This is a genomic window from Rhodococcus sp. 06-418-5 (assembly GCF_002258285.1).
In the GTDB taxonomy this organism is placed as follows: domain Bacteria; phylum Actinomycetota; class Actinomycetes; order Mycobacteriales; family Mycobacteriaceae; genus Rhodococcoides.
On record NZ_NOYE01000009.1, the window covers coordinates 299,652 to 316,172 of the forward strand.

At 63.6% G+C, this 16,521-nt stretch carries 18 protein-coding genes; 8 read left to right on the forward strand and 10 right to left on the reverse strand.

Annotated features, from left to right (window positions below):
• Positions 1–88: 88 nt before the first annotated feature.
• Complete coding sequence (locus tag CH274_RS05265; RefSeq protein WP_094656866.1) at positions 89–883, forward strand: maleylpyruvate isomerase family mycothiol-dependent enzyme; 795 nt, start codon at positions 89–91, stop codon at positions 881–883.
• A gap of 6 nt (positions 884–889) precedes the next feature.
• Here CH274_RS05265 and CH274_RS05270 read toward each other — a convergent pair whose 3' ends face one another.
• The 5 genes from CH274_RS05270 to CH274_RS05290 form a co-directional block, all read right to left on the reverse strand.
• Positions 890–1,669: a ThuA domain-containing protein gene (locus CH274_RS05270; RefSeq protein WP_094656865.1), complete on the reverse strand. Its 780-nt coding sequence runs from the start codon at positions 1,667–1,669 to the stop codon at positions 890–892.
• Positions 1,670–1,687: 18 nt separating this feature from the next.
• Positions 1,688–3,088 (reverse strand): dihydrolipoyl dehydrogenase, encoded by a 1,401-nt coding sequence (gene lpdA / locus CH274_RS05275; protein WP_179275640.1) that lies wholly within the window; start codon positions 3,086–3,088, stop codon positions 1,688–1,690.
• 8 nt (positions 3,089–3,096) lie between these two features.
• Complete coding sequence (locus tag CH274_RS05280) at positions 3,097–3,858, reverse strand: SDR family NAD(P)-dependent oxidoreductase (protein ID WP_094656864.1); 762 nt, start codon at positions 3,856–3,858, stop codon at positions 3,097–3,099.
• A 35-nt stretch (positions 3,859–3,893) separates the two neighbouring features.
• Positions 3,894–4,601, reverse strand: a complete 708-nt coding sequence (locus CH274_RS05285) for a histidine phosphatase family protein (protein WP_094656863.1) — start codon at positions 4,599–4,601, stop codon at positions 3,894–3,896.
• 105 nt (positions 4,602–4,706) lie between these two features.
• Entirely contained in the window at positions 4,707–5,348 is a 642-nt protein-coding gene (locus CH274_RS05290) for a TetR/AcrR family transcriptional regulator (protein ID WP_254924164.1), read from the reverse strand.
• Between the two features lie 69 nt (positions 5,349–5,417).
• Here CH274_RS05290 and CH274_RS05295 point away from each other — a divergent pair, with 69 nt between their 5' ends.
• From CH274_RS05295 to CH274_RS05310, 4 genes are all read left to right on the forward strand, one after another.
• Entirely contained in the window at positions 5,418–6,203 is a 786-nt protein-coding gene (locus CH274_RS05295; protein ID WP_094656940.1) for a TetR/AcrR family transcriptional regulator, read from the forward strand.
• Positions 6,204–6,254: 51 nt separating this feature from the next.
• Positions 6,255–7,013, forward strand: coding sequence for a ThuA domain-containing protein (locus CH274_RS05300; protein ID WP_256993481.1), 759 nt, complete (start codon positions 6,255–6,257; stop codon positions 7,011–7,013).
• A 113-nt stretch (positions 7,014–7,126) separates the two neighbouring features.
• The gene (locus CH274_RS05305; RefSeq protein ID WP_094630315.1) at positions 7,127–7,432 is read left to right on the forward strand and encodes a hypothetical protein; all 306 of its coding nucleotides are present in this window, start codon (positions 7,127–7,129) and stop codon (positions 7,430–7,432) included.
• On the forward strand, positions 7,429–8,811 hold the full coding sequence (locus CH274_RS05310; protein WP_094656862.1) for an aromatic ring-hydroxylating oxygenase subunit alpha: 1,383 nt from the start codon (positions 7,429–7,431) through the stop codon (positions 8,809–8,811). The genes CH274_RS05305 and CH274_RS05310 overlap by 4 nt, the downstream gene beginning before the upstream one ends.
• A 267-nt stretch (positions 8,812–9,078) precedes the next feature.
• Here CH274_RS05310 and CH274_RS05315 read toward each other — a convergent pair whose 3' ends face one another.
• From CH274_RS05315 to CH274_RS05330, 4 genes are all read right to left on the reverse strand, one after another.
• Positions 9,079–9,534: a type IV toxin-antitoxin system AbiEi family antitoxin gene (locus CH274_RS05315; RefSeq protein ID WP_256993480.1), complete on the reverse strand. Its 456-nt coding sequence runs from the start codon at positions 9,532–9,534 to the stop codon at positions 9,079–9,081.
• An 829-nt stretch (positions 9,535–10,363) separates the two neighbouring features.
• Entirely contained in the window at positions 10,364–11,812 is a 1,449-nt protein-coding gene (locus CH274_RS05320; protein WP_094656861.1) for an aldehyde dehydrogenase family protein, read from the reverse strand.
• Positions 11,813–11,898: 86 nt separating this feature from the next.
• Complete coding sequence (locus CH274_RS05325; protein ID WP_008719926.1) at positions 11,899–12,765, reverse strand: alpha/beta fold hydrolase; 867 nt, start codon at positions 12,763–12,765, stop codon at positions 11,899–11,901.
• 37 nt (positions 12,766–12,802) lie between these two features.
• Entirely contained in the window at positions 12,803–13,216 is a 414-nt protein-coding gene (locus CH274_RS05330) for a hypothetical protein (protein ID WP_094656939.1), read from the reverse strand.
• Between the two features lie 109 nt (positions 13,217–13,325).
• On the opposite strand from CH274_RS05330, the gene CH274_RS05335 reads away from it, so the two are divergent.
• The 3 genes from CH274_RS05335 to CH274_RS05345 all read left to right on the forward strand — a co-directional run bounded on the left by CH274_RS05335 (position 13,326) and on the right by CH274_RS05345 (position 15,696).
• Positions 13,326–14,300: a LysR family transcriptional regulator gene (locus CH274_RS05335; RefSeq protein ID WP_094630310.1), complete on the forward strand. Its 975-nt coding sequence runs from the start codon at positions 13,326–13,328 to the stop codon at positions 14,298–14,300.
• A 294-nt stretch (positions 14,301–14,594) separates the two neighbouring features.
• Entirely contained in the window at positions 14,595–15,026 is a 432-nt protein-coding gene (locus tag CH274_RS05340; RefSeq protein WP_179275638.1) for a cupin domain-containing protein, read from the forward strand.
• A 169-nt stretch (positions 15,027–15,195) separates the two neighbouring features.
• Positions 15,196–15,696: a MarR family winged helix-turn-helix transcriptional regulator gene (locus tag CH274_RS05345; protein WP_179275637.1), complete on the forward strand. Its 501-nt coding sequence runs from the start codon at positions 15,196–15,198 to the stop codon at positions 15,694–15,696.
• On the opposite strand, the gene CH274_RS05350 is transcribed toward CH274_RS05345, so the two are convergent.
• The gene (locus CH274_RS05350; RefSeq protein WP_094656858.1) at positions 15,626–16,405 is read right to left on the reverse strand and encodes a nucleotidyl transferase AbiEii/AbiGii toxin family protein; all 780 of its coding nucleotides are present in this window, start codon (positions 16,403–16,405) and stop codon (positions 15,626–15,628) included. The two genes, CH274_RS05345 and CH274_RS05350, sit on opposite strands and share 71 nt — an antisense overlap.
• Positions 16,406–16,521 lie beyond the last annotated feature (116 nt).

The window sequence follows — 16,521 nt, forward strand, 5'->3', positions numbered from 1 at the left end:
TTTCCCCGACCGAACACTCCAAGGAGAGAACTTCGATGGACGTCACCGCTTCCGAATACTTCATCGACACCGGTACGGTGAGCAGGTCATGAGCCGGGCAGGCTTGTCGGCGAGTCGCGAGCTTGCCGACCGATACGGGTCCGTGGTCCGCAGTCTCACCGTCGACGAGTGGTCGGCTCCCAGCCGTTGCGCAGGCTGGTCGGTGAAAGATCTGGTGGCGCATACCGGTTCGAATTTCGCGGTCATGGTGGATCCGCCGCCTTCCGATCCGGCCGCGCCTACGCCCAGCACCGCCGAAGAATTGCAGAACCAGTTGGTCGACGCACGCCGGGAGTGGTCCAATTCGCAGGTTGCCGACGAGTTCCTGGACAACGTCGACGGCGCGATGGCGGTCCTCGAAGCCATGCAGCAGACCGAGACGGCGTCGGCCCCGATGACACTGACCGATCTGGGAACCTATCGCACGCATCAGCTTTCGGATGCGTTCGCCTTCGACATGTGGTGCCACATGTATGTCGATCTGCTCGGATCCGACGGACCGGTCACCCGGGAGGTGCCCGACCCTGAAGACGATCTGGTGCGCACCGCCGTCGAGTGGATGTGGACCGGGTTGCCGCAGATGTGCACTCCGGTGAGTGGGGTACTCGACCGCCCGCTGGGGGTGCGACTCACCGGTCCCGGCGGTGGCGAGTGGACCCTGCGGCCGGGTTCGAAGCTGCTGACCGTCGAACCCGGGGCGGCGGCCGCCGACACCGTGATCACCTCGGCCGCTACCGATTTCGTCCTGTGGGGCACCACCCGCAGCCCGTGGCGCAAGCACGTGACGATCGTCGGCGACTCGGCCTACGCCGAAAGGGTTCTCGACACGGTGGACATCATCTGACCCAGCTCAGTGGTGGGCCGTCAGCTCTCCGGTGACGGCCCACGACACACAGCGCTGGAGGACCGTTCGGAACTCCGGGACTGTCCAACTCCCTCGGTCGACCCGGCCCAGATCGTCGATTCCGAGGTCCTGGACGTCGACCCGACCCCGGCAATGTCCCAACGTGAAGTAACAGACCGTCCCGTCGCCGTGGTCCTTCAGGTACAGGACCGGCCTGGGCTCGTCCTCAGTGGTGTGCCCCTCGGCGAATCCCGTGGACTCACCGACGAAGCGAGTGTGAGCGAGCACGCGAATCGGTGGATGAAGCTCACAGACGTAGAGCTCGTCGGTGACCTCGAACGGGCCGATCCCGGCGACGAACGGGTGCTCGGGTTCGGTGAACTCCACCGTGTACGGAGCGATCGGCGGGTGCCCCAGGAATTGGCTCCCCAGCACACCGGCCAGGTCACCCAGGGTCCGCGGTGTCACGTACTTGCTCGGCGATCCGTTCGGCGTCCGGTCGATCGCGGAGTTGGTGCCGTGCAATGCCAGCCAGCGACCACCGCGAGAAACGAATGCCTCCAACGCTTTCTGCTGCACGTCGGTCGGGACCCGATTACACGTGTAGGTGACCAGCAGATCGGCCGAAGCCAGAGCATCGAGACAGTCGTAGTCCTCGAACACCCTTGTCCGGACCAGCTCGTACTCACTCAGCGACGACAGCAGTTGCAGCCTCGCATAATCGAAGTCGTGCCACTGCCCACCGCACACCACGACCGCGTCGAGCCGGCCTGCAGGTCCCGCCATCGTGTCCTCTTTCGGTGATCAGCCGTGCGCGTGCAGCGCTTTACCTGCCAGGGCCAAGTGCGCCTCGCCCAGTGCCTCTGCTTGAGTAGGGTGCGCGTGCACGTGTTGGGCGACGTCCCCCGCTGTCGCCTCCCAGTTGTAGATGAGCTGCGCTTCCCCGATGAGCTCTCCGACGCGCGCGCCGACGAGGTGGATGCCCACCACCGGTCCGTCCGGGCCGGCCTGGACCAGCTTCACCCCGCCTGCCGTGCGGAGTATGCGGCTCTTGCCGTTGCCACCGAGGTCGTAGACGACGGTCTCGACATCGCCGTACTTCGCTGCCGCTTCGCTTTCGGTCAAGCCGACCGACGCGACCTCGGGGTTGGAGTAGGTGACTCGCGGGATTCCCCTGTCCGCGACGGGCGTGCAATCCAGACCGGCCAGTTGCTCGGCCACCATGATCCCCTGCGCGAAGCCGCGGTGGGCCAGCTGTGGCCCCGCCACGATGTCGCCGACGGCGAACACGCCCGGCACGGATGTCTGCAGCCACTCGTCGGTCACCACGAAGCCGCGATCGAGATCGACGCCCGCTTCGGCGAAGCCCATGTCCGCGGTGCGTGGACCGCGGCCGACGGCCACGAGCATGAGGTCGGCGTCGACGGTGGATCCGTCGGCGAGCTCGACGTGCACTCCTCCGCCTGTTCGAGCGGAGACGGCGGTGAACGACGTCTTCGTCTTCAGCACCATCCCGCGTTTGCGGAACGCTCGCTCGATCTGTTTCGACACCCACGGGTCTTCGGTCGGCAGCAACGTGGGTGCCGCCTCGACGATCGTCACATGTCCGCCGAGCGACGACCAGACGCTGGCGAACTCGCACCCGATCACTCCGCCGCCGAGGACGACGACGCTGTCCGGGACGGTGTCGAGTTCCAGTGCGAGGTCACTGGTAACGATCGAACCACCGATGTCCAGGCCCGGCAACGACTTCGACTGCGAGCCGGTCGCCAGGATCAGCGCCTCGCCGCGGTAGGTGGCGACACCACCGTCTGCGAGTTCGACCGCAACGGTGCGGTCACCGACGAGGCGACCTCGCCCGGCGACGAGCTCGATCGCACGGGAGGCAACGAGGCCCTGCAACCCGCGGTACAGGCCGGCGATCACGTCGTCCTTGTAACTGTTCACCGCACTCATGTCGACACCGTCGAGGGTCGCCTTGATTCCGAAAGTCGAAGCCTCGCGGACGGAATCGGCGACCTCGGCCGCATGCAGCAGTGCCTTGGTCGGAATGCATCCGTTGTGCAGGCAGGTACCACCGAGTTTGTCCGCCTCGATCAAGATCACCGACATGCCCAGCTGGGCAGCCCGCAACGCGCAGGCGTACCCGCCGGACCCGCCGCCGAGGATCACCAGGTCGGCTGTGCCGGTCACATCAGACGACATGTCGGGACTCAGAAGTCGAAGCGGTTGGTGAAGCCGCCGTCGACCACCATGTTGATTCCGGTGACGTGTCCTGCGGCGGGTGACGACAGAAAGGTCACGGCGTTCGCAACGTCCTGTGCTGCACCCAGTTTGCCCAGCGACGCCGATCCGAGCGCAGCCTCGTAGAGAGCAGGACGACTCGTCTGGATGGTCTCCCAGGCGCCACCCTCGAAAAAGATGGGGCCCGGCGACACGGCGTTCACGCGAATACCCTTCGGACCGAGTGCCCGCGCCTGCGCCGAGGAGTGCTGCAGTACGGCAGCTTTCAGCGCACCGTAGCTGTTGGCGGTGCTGATCGGACCGGCCTCGAGCGCCGATGTGGTACTGATGGTGACCACCGACGCCGAGGCACTCGCTTCGAGATGGGGCGCGGCCGATTCGATGAAGTTGACCAGGCTCATGAGGTCGACGTTGAAACTGTCGATCCACGCCTGCGGGCCTTTGCCGGTGGCGGCGGAGGCGTTGACCACGACGATGTCGATACCACCGAGCGCCTCGGCGGCGTCGTCGACGAACGACTTCACGGCGTCGGCGTCACCGACGTCGACTGCTTTGTGGAAAACCGTTCCGAGCTCGGACAATTCGGCGGACACCTCGTTCAGGTGTTCTTCGCCGCGTGCGCACACACCGACCGATGCGCCTTCGGCGAGCAACGTGCGGGCTATCGCTAGGCCGATGCCGCGACTGGCACCGCTGACGATGGCGCGCTTGCCTTTGAGGTCGAGATCCATGTGATGACTCCTTGATCGGTGTTCAACTGCAGGACTTAGAGATTCATGGCTCCGACGGAAGTCTGGAAGTCGAGTACATGAGAGAAATCGTTGACCGACTGGACCGCTCGGCGCGTGTCGGCACCTCGGACCACGCTGATCGAGGTGTGGTGGACTCGAACAGGCATGTCCAGACCGCTGCCCAGAGCGTCGGCGAGCACTGCGTTGATGACGCCGCCGTGGCAGGTCACCACCACCCGCTCACCGCGATGGGAGTCGACGATCGTGGAAATCTGCCCGAGCACACGGCCGCGGAACGCCGCCCCGTCCTCGGCGTAAGGGAACGCGTCGTACCGACGCGTCCTGATGTGCTCACGAAAGATCGTGGCGATCTCGTCGTGTGGCAGGGCGTCGAAGGGACTGCGGTCGGCAGGAAACTTCTGCCAGGGCTCGTACTCGGTGAGGTCGTCCCGCACCACGGGGACGAGTCCGTGTCGATCGGCGATCTCGGTTCCGGTACGTAGCGCTCTCCGAAGCGGAGAGCTGTAGACGGCATCGACGCGAGCCGTGGCCAGCCTCTGCGCCACAGCCTGTACCTGGCGTTCCCCGAGGTCGGACAGCGGCGGATCTACCGTCTCACCGGCACTGAGTTCTTTGCTCAGCACCTGCTCGCCGTGCCGGACCAGGACCAGTTCGCACAATCCCGTCAAAGGTGCGAACGGGTTGTCGAGATCGATGGATCGGGCACGCGACTGACTGAGCATGGTGCAAGTCAACCATAAACTGTCGTCGGTCTAAAGATACTTCCGCAAAGTTCCGGGTCAACGGCCCGCGGACGAGCACTTAGTTGTGTTCGGCTCCAGCAGTCCTCACAAACTGGCGATGTCGGCGGCCAGTTCGCGAACCTCGTCGGAAAATCTCCGTCGTCCGAGGTTGGCAAGAACCGTGTCCTCGGTCAGCCAGGACGACACCGAGACCTCGAGCAGACTCGACAGTGCAGTCGCGGCGGCAGCCTGTTTCGCTCGCGTCGTGACTCCGCTGCGGCTACGCAACTCGGCGGTGAAGATGTTGAGCATCGTCAAACGCACTTCCCTGCGGAGCGACTCGATCGACAGGCTCCATCCCGGCGATCGCACGAAGTACACGAGCGACGCGGCCCGATGCCGATCCGTCCACTCCAGCAATCCAACGATGATGTCGCCCAGAGAGGCGTCCGGGTCGCTCTCGACCTGGGTGCGAAGTTCATCGAGCAAACCGTCCGCATAGAGCCGCAGCCCGCCGAGCAGAACCTCGTCTTTGGACGGGTAGTGGTAGTAGACGGCGGCGGAGGTCATCTGGGCTTCCGCGGCGATATCTGCAACCGTGACGTCCTCGATGGACCGGACCGAGTACAGATGCATCGCGGCGTCGACGACGACCTCACGCCGCGACGGACGATGCGCCGCTCGCTTTGCGCCCTTGCTCGTCGGAGCCGTCGCAGTCCGCTTCGGTGCCACTCCCTTGCCTGCCATGCAGTAGATCATGGCACCCACCGCTCGATCAGGGTGTCGCGACGTGCACCAGCGAGTAAATTGAGCCCGGTGCCACGACGACGAAACAGCGACCCCGAAAACGGTCACGCAGACGAGACGCCGAACGGCTGGGATTCATCGCCCGCCACCGACGACGATCCGGTAGGCACCGTCTCGTCGAGTTCTGCCAACGCAGACGATGAGAACACCGTCGACACGCCGGCCGAGCCCGGTGCACCGAAGGGTTCTGCCCATCGGCCGTCGCGCCGGCACCTCATCGTCAAAGCAGCCGTCCGCGTCTTCTCCCGAAAAGGCTTCGCAGAAACGTCGATACAGGAGATCGCCGAGGCCGCAGGCATGGTACCGACCGCGGTCTACTACCACTTCGCGAGCAAGGAAGAGCTGTTCGAGAGCGCCCTCGGGTATGCGATGGACGCCAGTTCCGCCGCCGCGCAGCATGCCCGGCCGGACGACGCCGAGGCCGACGCAGACACGTTCAAGAGCGTCATCGACGCCGTGTGGGACTGGACGGCCGAGCACCCGAACGCGGCGCGAATGCTGTTTCTGCAAATGGCCGGCGGCGCGACGCCCGGAACTCGCCTGCTGACGAAGGAGTACGAGGACCGGCACATCCGACGTGCATTCGATTACTTCCCGGTCGCGGAGACACCGGCCAACAAGCGGTCCGCGGCAGCGCAGCAGGCCGCGCGGTCGTTGCGGGTGCGGACGATGATCGCCACGACCATCGCCATCCAGCCGCTGCGCATCGAGGGTGGGCCGCTGGCCGGCATATCGGCACCTCGGCTGCGGGCGGCGACCACCGAGGTCTGTTCGAAGATGATCGAAGGACGCTGAACTACCGCCCTCGCCGAGTAACTTGACTGCATCACAAGTTGAAATTGATCGATGGGACACCCGTTCATGCGTATTGCGGCATTCACCGGTGGGCATTCGTTCGACCGAGATGCTTTCACCGAACTCCTGGACTCGTTGCCCGGCGACGTGTCTTGGCACGAACACCCGGACGCGGATCTCGGCCCGGACGACCTGGCCCGGTTCGACGTCTCGTTGCACTACGACATGCCCGGCACATTGCCCACACCGGCCGATCCACCGGAGGCCGTGCGCGCAGCTGTAGCCGCGGCTCCGACCAGCGGACACGGTTACGTGGTGCTGCATCACGCCATCGCCTCGTGGGCGAACTGGGACGAGTGGGCCGAGTTCGTGGGTGGCCGATACCTCTACCGGCCAGGCATCGTCCGCGGTGTCGACTGCCCGGACTCCGGCTACCGACATGCAGTTCCGCAGACAATCACCGTCACCGATCGTGCGCACCCGATCACCCTCGGCATCCCCGATTCGTTCGACCTCGTCGACGAGACCTACCTGTGCCAAGTCTTCGAGGACGACGTCACTCCCCTGCTGCGCACCGACGCGGAGATGACCGACGGCGTGCACTGGTCGACGGCACTGGCCATGGCGGGCCGCCGCGACGAACGCGAGGGCTGGAGCCACCGACCGGGCTCGCAGCTGGTCGGGTGGACGAAAACCAACGGCCGCAGTCGGCTGGCGTATCTGCAGCCCGGCGACAAGTCGCCCACCCTCGCCGATCCCGTCTACCGCCGACTCGTGGCGGGAGCCCTACGGTGGGCAGCACGCACATGACCGGAGTTTTTGGAGTCAGCCTAAAGAAAAGTGTGCCCGCGATCACTGTTCGCTGTTACAGTTAATGCATTCGGCACCAAGTAAGGGCGTTGCCCCGTTCCAAGGAGATTGCGATGCGACAGATCAAGCATCCGATGAGCCACGCTATCTACGAATTCGATGACGACTTCAACGTTCTGGTCACGGACCGCCACGGCAAGACCGGAACGTTCGACCCCGAGGGCCGCTACCTCCACGGCGAGGTGAAAGCGGTCGACCCCGAGCTGGCCCGGTGGGTCGGACTCGGCCCCCGCGAACCCGTGCCGATCACACAGAACCGGCGATTCATGGGTGCGGCGAAACTACTCGAGAAGATGCAGTCCGACAAATTGGCGGAAGAGGCCCGCGCCATCACGCTCGAACAGGGAGGCAAACTGTGACCAACACCGAAGAACGCCCCGCCGAGGACGCCGGGTTCATCGAGAACGGCGTTGGCTACCAACGACTCCTGGACACCGACACCCATCCCGTACCGGAGATCCTGCGCATCGAGTCACACGAGATGTACGAGGACCAGAACTTCGTCCCGATCTCGCGTTACATCAGCCGCAAGTACCACGAACTCGAGCGAGATCGCGTGTGGTACAAGGTATGGCAGATGGCGTGCCGTGAGGAGGAGATCCCCGAGCCGGGCGACACACTGGTCTACGAGATCTGCGAGAAGTCGATTCTTCTCGTACGCGGCAAGGACATGGGAATCCGGGCCTTCTACAACTCCTGCCTGCACCGCGGACGCACCCTCCGCGAGGAGGACGGGCCGGCGGGCAACGAATTGCGTTGCCCTTTCCACGGTTTCGCGTGGAACTTCGACGGGTCACTGAAGTCGATGACGTGTGCGTGGGATTTCCCGCATGTGGACAAGGGCAAGATGGACCTCCCTCAGGTCAAGGTGGACACCTGGGGCGGCTTCGTCTTCATCAACATGGATCCCACGTCCGAGTCGCTGGACAGCTTTCTCGGTGACCTCGGAAAGCATTTCGAGGCTTGGCCGTTGGAGGACCGCTACATTCAGGCCCACGTCGCACAGGTGATCCAGGCGAACTGGAAGATCGCGCAGGAAGCGTTCTCCGAGGCGTTCCACGTCATCACCACGCATCCGCAACGCGTCGTCGGCACCGGTGACTCCAACAGCCAGTACGACACCTGGGGCAACTTCAACCGCGGCATCACCGCCAACGGCGTGCCCAGCCCGCACATCAACTTCGTACCGTCCGAGCAGGAGATGTTCGACTCCATGGTCGACGCTCGCATCGACGAGGACCCGATGGTGACGCTGCCCGACGGTGTGTCCGCCCGGGAGATGTCGGGCATGCTCGCTCGAGAAGGACTGCGCGACATCATCGGAGATGTCAAGGCCGACAACATGTCCGACGCCGAGTCGCTCGACAGCGTGTACTACACAGTTTTTCCGAATTTCCATCCATGGGGTGCGTACCAGCGCATCGTCTACCGGTTCCGCCCGAACGGCGACAACCATGAAACCTCGATCATGGACGTCTATCTGCTCGCGCCGTTCAAGGGCGAACGGCCGAAGCCGGCCAAGACCCAGTGGCTTCGCCCCGAGCAGTCCTGGTTGGAAGCAACGGTTCTCGGTAGCTCTGCGAGGGTGTTCGACCAGGACGCGTACAACATGCCGAAGGTGCACAAGGGCCTCAAGTCCGCGCAGTCGAAGACGTTGCCGTTGGCTCGCTATCAAGAAGTGAAAATCCGCCACATCCACCACTTGTTGGCCAAGTGGATCGGCGAAGAGGTGGATTGAACTGCGAACCCACATTGGCACCTGGCTATTGCACGGTGAGGCCGCATCGCGCATTCCGGGCAGAGGAGGTGTCTGGGGCTCTGCCTCGATGGGATGGATTGGTGAACTGCGCGTTCCAGGCAAGGCTGTCCCGCCGATGAACACAATCCTGGTCCGCGAAGTGCGCACTCAGGTAACCGAGCAGGTGCGAGATCGGGTGATCCCGCTCGACCTGTGGACGCGCGATACCGAATTGCGTTGGCACCGAGTCCAGCTCGTCGGGACTGACTACTCCCCCAACCGAGTCTGCATCCGTACCAACGTCTTTCGCACGTTCTGAACATCGGCGTTCTCGGCCAAAACCTTCGGGTTGCACTTCCGATACAACTGCTCCACCGCCGGCCACACCTCACCCTCTGCATCACAGAGCCCGGGACGCTTCATCAAATCCAAGACCGCCTGCTCCGCAGTCGTCACCAACACCGGACCCAACTCGGTATCGATGCGCTCCGCATCAAGACGCGCCGTGTCACGTACGGCGAACCGAACAATCGCCTTCCGGTCCGCCAACCGAATCGGATCGTGCCGCGTCGGCACAGCCACCACCGCCGTCGCCAACGGACGCGGAATCGCACCGTGCAGCCGGGCCGCGCGGACACCCATCACCACAGCGTCATCGGGGCCGTACGCCGCGACAGCGATACCGGCCGCCGCTACTTCCAAGCCCGGTCCCGACACGATCATCGGGCACCGCCACGCTGAAGCCCGTCGCCACCCGATGCAGCAGGCCCAAGTTCGTCAGACGCACGACCTCGGCCCTCGGGTGCGCGTAGATCTCGGCCACCGTCGCGACCCGTACCACCCGCATCGGAAGCCGCGCATACTCGGGAGGTAACCCGGTCTGACGGCGTCGCACATCGCTTCAAGTCACGTGTACGCCCATGAGTGTCGGATACGTAGGCTCTGGGCCAAATCGTCCGGCACGGATCACTCTGACCGCCGCGGATCTACGCCCCTCGTCGGAATCCGCACCTCCTGCAGACACCGTGAATTCCCACGAGGGGCGTATGTGCGCGCGAACCCTCCACACCGGCCCGCACAGACAAAAAACTCCGACCCCAGCAGCGGGATCGGAGCAGTGGAGCCTCCTAACGGGATTGAACCGTTGACCGCTCGCTTACAAGTATGTTGCGAGACAACCAGATACGTCCGCATGGAACCACCATGGAGCTGCTGACCTGCATCGACCGTCCAAGCGGGACCATCCGAATCCACTCTCGTAGGTACCGACATGTGACACGCTCGTGACACCGAGACCCAACTCCACCCAAATACGGTAGTTGTAAACCGACGTTGTACAACACATCCGACACCTCGGCCCACTGGCTCGAACGAACATCAGTATTCTTTGGACCGACAGACACCCGGTCGGTCGCGCAGTCCCGTTGTGGTTGGTTTCGGTCTTGCCTGGCGTGAGGGCGAACGGTTGACTCGCGGCCCCGACGGGAAAGCCGGCGCACTGTGAATTTGCCGTCGGAACAGGCATTCGGAGTTGGGTGGGTCGTGCCGAATCTCAGGGAATCTCGATACCGGTCAGAACGAGCACCTTCTCCTGCGTCAGGTCCTCCATCGCCGAATGCACCCCTTCTTTGCCCATCCCAGAATCTTTGACTCCGCCGTACGGCATCTGATCGGCGCGGAAGCTCGGCACGTCACCGATGATGACCCCGCCGACGTCCAGGACGCGTGACGCAGTGAACGCCGTCTGCAGGTTCGACGTGAAGATGCCCGCCTGCAATCCGAATCGGGATTCATTGACCTGTTCGAATGCCTCCGCATCCGAGGCGACTTTGCAGAGTACGACAACGGGCCCGAAGACCTCGTCGTCGACAACCTTGGCCCCTGGCGGTGCATCCTCGATGACCGTCGGATCGACGACTGCGCCCGTGCGTCCACCGCCGGCCAGAACGGTAGCTCCCCCCTCCACGGCTTCCTCGATCCACTCCTCCACGCGCACGGCTGCGCGCTCGTCGATCAGGGGGCCGACGTCGGTCTCGTCGTCGTCGGGTGAACCGGTCGACAGCGACGCGACGTGAGCCAGAATGCGGCGGCGCATGGCGTCGTAGAGACTGTCGTGGACGAAGACGCGCTGCACCGCGATGCACGACTGACCCGCTTGGTACATCGAGAATCGTGCGATTCTCTCGGCTGCGTACTCCTGTTTTTCCTCGTCGGCCCAGTCTGCGCAGACCACCACCGGGGCATTACCTCCGAGTTCGAGCGTGACGTGCTTGCGCGGAACGAGTTCTCGAATCGACCAACCCACCGGAACCGATCCAGTGAACGAGACAACCGGTAGCCGAGGGTCCACGACCATGTCCGATGCCTTGTCGTTAGAGACGGTCAGCACTGACCAAGCACCCGCCGGAAGCGATGTCTCGGCGAGCATTTCGCCGAGCACCAAACTTGTCAGCGGGGTGGCCGGCGCAGGTTTGACGATGATCGGCGCGCCGACCGCCAGGGCCGGTGCCACCTTGTGGGCCACCAGATTCAGCGGAAAGTTGAACGGTGCAATTCCGAGGATGGGACCGCGTGGGACGCGCTGAATCAGCGCCAAGCGGCCGTCCGATCCAGCGTCGGTGTCAAGTCGCTGAAGATGCCCGCTCCATCGTCGTGCTTCCTCGGCCGCCCACCGAAATGTCGACACCGCGCGAGCGACTTCGACTCGCGCCCACTTGATCGGTTTGCCGGATTCGGCAGAGATGAGCCGAGCGATTTCCTCCCGACGCTCGTGCAGACGCGTCGAGACATGTACGAGCGCATCCGACCGAACGTGGGCCGGCGTTCCCGCGAACTCGTCCGCCACCGCGGCGGACGCCTCGATCGCGGCGTCGACGTGTTCCGACGCCGCTTCGAACACCGTCCCCACGATGCGACCGTCGAACGGATTGCGGATCTCGGTAGCGACACCGCTGGTAGTCGATTCGCCGGCAACCCAGTACGGAAAGTGTTTGGCAGACATCGGGATCTCCCTTTCGAGGGCCGAAAAGAATGCTCGCCGGCCCCGTGTCGGAGGCCGGCGAGCATGCGGGTGTGTACAGGGTCAGGTCAGACGGAGACCGAGGTGGACGCGGATTTCTGCAAGACCTCGAGCGCCTCGATAAGGTACGTCCGGAACACCGGGTGGTTCTCGCTCATCGGGAAGTGCCCGATGTCCTTCATCTCGATGAACTTCGCATTCTTGATCTGCGCAGCTGTGCGGGCACTGTCCTCAGGGGTGGTGAGGTAGTCGTAGTCGCCGGTCAGCATGACGACCGGGCAACGGTCGCCGTCGATCTGGTCGAGCTTGTCGCGCAGGTCGTGGTCCACGGAGTAGAAGTGCAAGTCGCCCTTGAACGCCTCGGATCCCTGCGTGTAGTAGAACCAGGTCTTCCAGCGGTCGGCTTCGGGCGACTGTGGTGCCATGAGATCCCATGTGCCACTTGCACACACCTGCGCAGCGTTCGCGTGGGGGTGCTGCCACCAGTCGAGGTAGAAGCCCGGTGAGTAGTCGGCTCCCTCGACCGGGATGACTCCGGCGAAGCGTTCCGGATGGCGAAGCGCCAGCTGCAAGGCGATGTTGCCACCGAACGACGAACCCATGAAGATCGGATTCTCCAGTTCGAGTGCATCGACCAGGGCCACGATGAAGTTGGCGTAATGGTCGGCCGAGAGCTTGTACTCCTCTTTCCACCACTCTGTGTTCTCCGGCGGATCGGACTTGCCGTGGCGGGGCAGGTCGTACGCGATCACGCGGTAATTCTGCGTGATGTCCTCGTCTTCGAGCAGTCCACGCCACTGGTGGTTGTGGCACCCGGCGGTGTGCTGGCATACCAACGGTTGGCCGGTGCCGTTCTCTAGGTAGAAGACCTTGTACAGAAGACCGTCGACGTCGACATCGACGTAATGGCCGGTCACAGGTGAAATCTTGCTCATGTTCTGTTCCTTCGGTGAGTCGTGTGTGAGTCGGGGACTAGACCGGAACGCCGACGGCGCGCAGCAGTTCGATCTGGCGGGTAACGCAGCGCAGGTTCTGCATCAGGACGAGGACATCTCCCTCGAGCTTCATGTCGCGCTGGAACGACGCCGCCCAGATGCCGTGAAACATCGGTGCCGGAACGGGAACTCCAAAGCCCTGCCACGTCTCGACGCCGGCGCGGATGGCGAACTGATATGGCCGGTCGAGCGGGCCTGGGTCGACGGCGATTGCGTGGACTTTGCCGTTCGACATCTCGATGACGAAGGAGTGGGTGTCCATGTCGAGGAGGTACGAGCAAGTGAAGTACGTGCCGTGCGCGGAGATCTCGGCGTCTGCGTCGGATGCTTGGGTGAACGCGTCGGCCCACTGTTCCGGGGTCTGGGTGGTGGTGTCGGTTGGTGTTGTCATGTGACCCATCACACGCTGGACCTGCGGGTTCGTCCAATACCAATCGGTCGCCCGATCGATAGGAAACAACTACTGGTGCTGGTCTAGCTGCGGGAATAGCATCGGGGACGTGAATCTTCCGTTGGAGCTCAGGCCGTTGTCGTATTTCGTGGCCGTCGCGGAAGAGCTTCATTTCGGCAAGGCAGCAGCGCGGCTGCATATCGCACAGCCCTCGCTCAGCGTCCAGATTCGCAAACTCGAACACTCCTTGGGAACCGCACTGTTCATCCGCGATTCCCGTCATGTCTCGTTGACCCCTGCCGGGGACAAGCTCCTCGAAGGGAGCAGGCAGCTTCTCGCCGATGCCGAGCGTGTCGCGTCGTTGACACGTCAGGTGGGCCGCAGCGGGCGCAACAACCTGATCGTCGGATTCCAGGCGAACGCTGCCGCGGAGCTGACGCCGGACATCTTGTCGGCTTTCCGTGCTCTCCACCCCGACGTCGCGGTCGAGATGCAGTCGTTCGACTTCACCGACCCCTACGTCGGACTCGGCGACGGGTCGGTCGACGTCGCGTTCGTCAGGCCGCCGGTCGTCGTGCAGGACTGGCTTGCGCTCGAGACACTGTTCGTGGAGCCGAGAGTGCTTGTCGTAGCATCCACTTCGCCTCTGGCGCAGCAAGATTCGACCAGTGTTGAAGAAGTGGCGGGGCAACCGTTCGTCGCGAGGCGCAGCCCGGAATCATGGAGGGACTTCTGGCTCGCCGTCAGCTCGAGGGATGGTGAGACCGTTCGTCTCGGTGCCGAAGTCTCCACTGTCGACGAGTGCTTCGAAGCCATCCTCTCCAGCAAGGGCGTGGCGTTCTCGCAAGCGTCGACTCAAAGATTCTATGCGAGGCCAGGTTTGGCATTCGTTCCGGTGACTGGCATACCCCCCACACCGTTGTCCATCGGGTGGCGTTCGGACGTCGACTCGCCTCTGACCCGCGACTTCGTGGCTGCGGCCCGCCGTGTCGCCGTCGATTGTCCGGTTCCGAACTCGTGGGCACCCCCGACCGCCGGCGTCCCGTCGCTCCTCGATCGCTACCAAGCCAAGCTCACGTCCTGAGACCCTCCCACAGGGTCGAGACTCAAAGCTTTCCTTGTCCCGTCCGGACTTCCCCCTTCGGAACACCTCGACACCCACAGTTGATATTTCAACAGTGCGTGTTTGCCGTCAAGGTGTCGATGAACGACATCGACACCGGCACGGACGACCGCGGGCATATCCCCGCACAGGAGCGAGTTCGAACCACTCCCAGGTGAACACAATCCGCGGGGTACCACCGGTGATACCGAAAGCGGCGGGGAGACAACCACTCCCGTCGAAGGTTTCACCGTCGCAGCCGGGGAGGGCGAGCGGGTGTGGTTCGTCGCCGACACCCTGATCTACAAGGCAACCGCCGAGAACACGGGTGGAAGCTTCGCAGTCATCGAATGCATCACCACCCCCGGCGGTGGCCCGCCCCCGCACATCCACACCAACGAGGACGAGTTCTGGACCGTTCTCGACGGGACGTTCGAGATCACAATCGGCGGCGCGACCCACGCAGTCGGGCCGGGTGACTTCGCGTTCGGTCCTCGAGGAATTGCCCACAGTTTCCGCAACACAGCAGATACACCGAGCCGAATCCTGCTGGGCTTCATCCCCGGCGGGATCGAAGGCTTCTTCCGCGAGTCCGGCCAACCCGCCACCAACAACGGCCCCGCCCCAGCCATCGACGACGCAGAGATCGCACGCATGATGCTCGCCGCACCCAAATACGGGATCGTCCTGATCGGACCAGACGCGTAAGAACACAACGCAGCGCTGCACGTAGCAGTGCACCTTCGATACTTCAGGCAGAGCTCTCGCACCCTGGCGTCACCGCCGGCGAAGCGCGGCCTACGCGATGTCCACTGAGGTCGATGAACGTGCCCGTCAAACTCGAAAACTACACTCGGGCGATGACGAGCGACCCCCAATGGCTGACCCGGAGGAGATCCGGGCGTGGCTGACGCTCGCCGGTCTGGTCGAGTCGCTGCCGACAGTCCTGAGTGTCCAGCTCAAGCAAGACGCGGGAATCAACAACTTCGACTACATGGTCCTTTCATGTATATCGGACACGCCCCATCAGACGGTCCGCATGAGTGACCTCGCCGCATTCGTCGGTGGCTCTATCTCTCGCCTGTCACACACTTTGACCAAGATGGAGAATCGCGGCTGGGTGCGTCGCCGACCGGATACCGACAACGGTCGCTTCACAGAGGTGGCTCTGACGCAGGAGGGTAAGGACGTGGTCGCCCAGGCCGCCCCCGGGCACGTCCGCGAAGTCAGGCGCGTCATGATCGACGTCCTAGGACACTCGCAGACGCTGCAACTCGGCACGCTCCTCGATCAGGTTTTCGCTGCGGTCAACCCCGATGTCCAACGCGTCTTCGATGAGCGCTTCCCCGATGTCGACCTCCACGCTTCCGACGGCTGATCGACCACCCAGCTCGCAAGATACGGGTCCGGACGCGGAAAAGTTTGCTCTCCCTATCGGATTCGGTCGGAGCATCCGCGAACTGCAATTCACCAGGCAACTTGTTCGTGGGCCCGAACCTCCGATACAAATCGGCCACTTCCGGTTCGAATGCGCCAATGCGATTGAGTGCCCACAGGTCCCACAGATCACGCGACGCCCGCCGCTCACACCAGGTCACCGTCTTACCCGCAACGAACGCGGGCCGCGTGGGCACCGTCAACTCAGCTCCCGGTGCATCCTCAAACCGTTGTTCGAGCCGCCGGTTTTCCAGCGGCCATGCTGGGCGACCTTCCGCCGACAGCAACTGCACCTTGACAGCCAGACCGGACTGCGACCTCACCACTGCACCGAGGCGCTCGGGCACCTCGCTGATCGCCGAGTCCCACACCAATCGCCCGTGGCTGCGCATCACCGCGCGTGGGAGAGCGCGGACGAGATCACGAGCGACCTCCGATCTGGAACCGACCGCAATCAGGTCGATGTCCTCACTGAGACGACCATCGCCCAAATGGGTTCGAGCCAAGGCTGTTCCGCCGATGAATACATTCCGATCCGCGAAGTGCGCACTCAGATAGCCGAGCAGGTGCGAGATCAGGTGATCCCGTTCGACTTGAGCGCTCGCGACACCGAACTGCGTTGCCACCGTCTCCAGCTCGTCGGGATTCACTACTTCTCCCCCAACCGATCCTGCAGACGCGTCAGCGTCGTTCGCATCTTCTGAGCCCCAGCGATCTCGGCTAACACTTCTGGACTGCACCGTCGATACAACTGCTCCACCGCCGG

Coding starts and splice junctions, on each gene's coding strand:
- CH274_RS05265 (WP_094656866.1), top strand. CDS start 89: ATGAGCCGGGCAGGCTTGTCGGCGAGTCGCGAGCTTGCCGACCGATAC.
- CH274_RS05270 (WP_094656865.1), bottom strand. CDS start 1,669: ATGGCGGGACCTGCAGGCCGGCTCGACGCGGTCGTGGTGTGCGGTGGG.
- lpdA (WP_179275640.1), bottom strand. CDS start 3,088: ATGTCGTCTGATGTGACCGGCACAGCCGACCTGGTGATCCTCGGCGGC.
- CH274_RS05280 (WP_094656864.1), bottom strand. CDS start 3,858: ATGGATCTCGACCTCAAAGGCAAGCGCGCCATCGTCAGCGGTGCCAGT.
- CH274_RS05285 (WP_094656863.1), bottom strand. CDS start 4,601: ATGCTCAGTCAGTCGCGTGCCCGATCCATCGATCTCGACAACCCGTTC.
- CH274_RS05290 (WP_254924164.1), bottom strand. CDS start 5,348: ATGGCAGGCAAGGGAGTGGCACCGAAGCGGACTGCGACGGCTCCGACG.
- CH274_RS05300 (WP_256993481.1), top strand. CDS start 6,255: ATGGGACACCCGTTCATGCGTATTGCGGCATTCACCGGTGGGCATTCG.
- CH274_RS05305 (WP_094630315.1), top strand. CDS start 7,127: ATGCGACAGATCAAGCATCCGATGAGCCACGCTATCTACGAATTCGAT.
- CH274_RS05315 (WP_256993480.1), bottom strand. CDS start 9,534: ATGATCGTGTCGGGACCGGGCTTGGAAGTAGCGGCGGCCGGTATCGCT.
- CH274_RS05320 (WP_094656861.1), bottom strand. CDS start 11,812: ATGTCTGCCAAACACTTTCCGTACTGGGTTGCCGGCGAATCGACTACC.
- CH274_RS05325 (WP_008719926.1), bottom strand. CDS start 12,765: ATGAGCAAGATTTCACCTGTGACCGGCCATTACGTCGATGTCGACGTC.
- CH274_RS05330 (WP_094656939.1), bottom strand. CDS start 13,216: ATGACAACACCAACCGACACCACCACCCAGACCCCGGAACAGTGGGCC.
- CH274_RS05345 (WP_179275637.1), top strand. CDS start 15,196: ATGGCTGACCCGGAGGAGATCCGGGCGTGGCTGACGCTCGCCGGTCTG.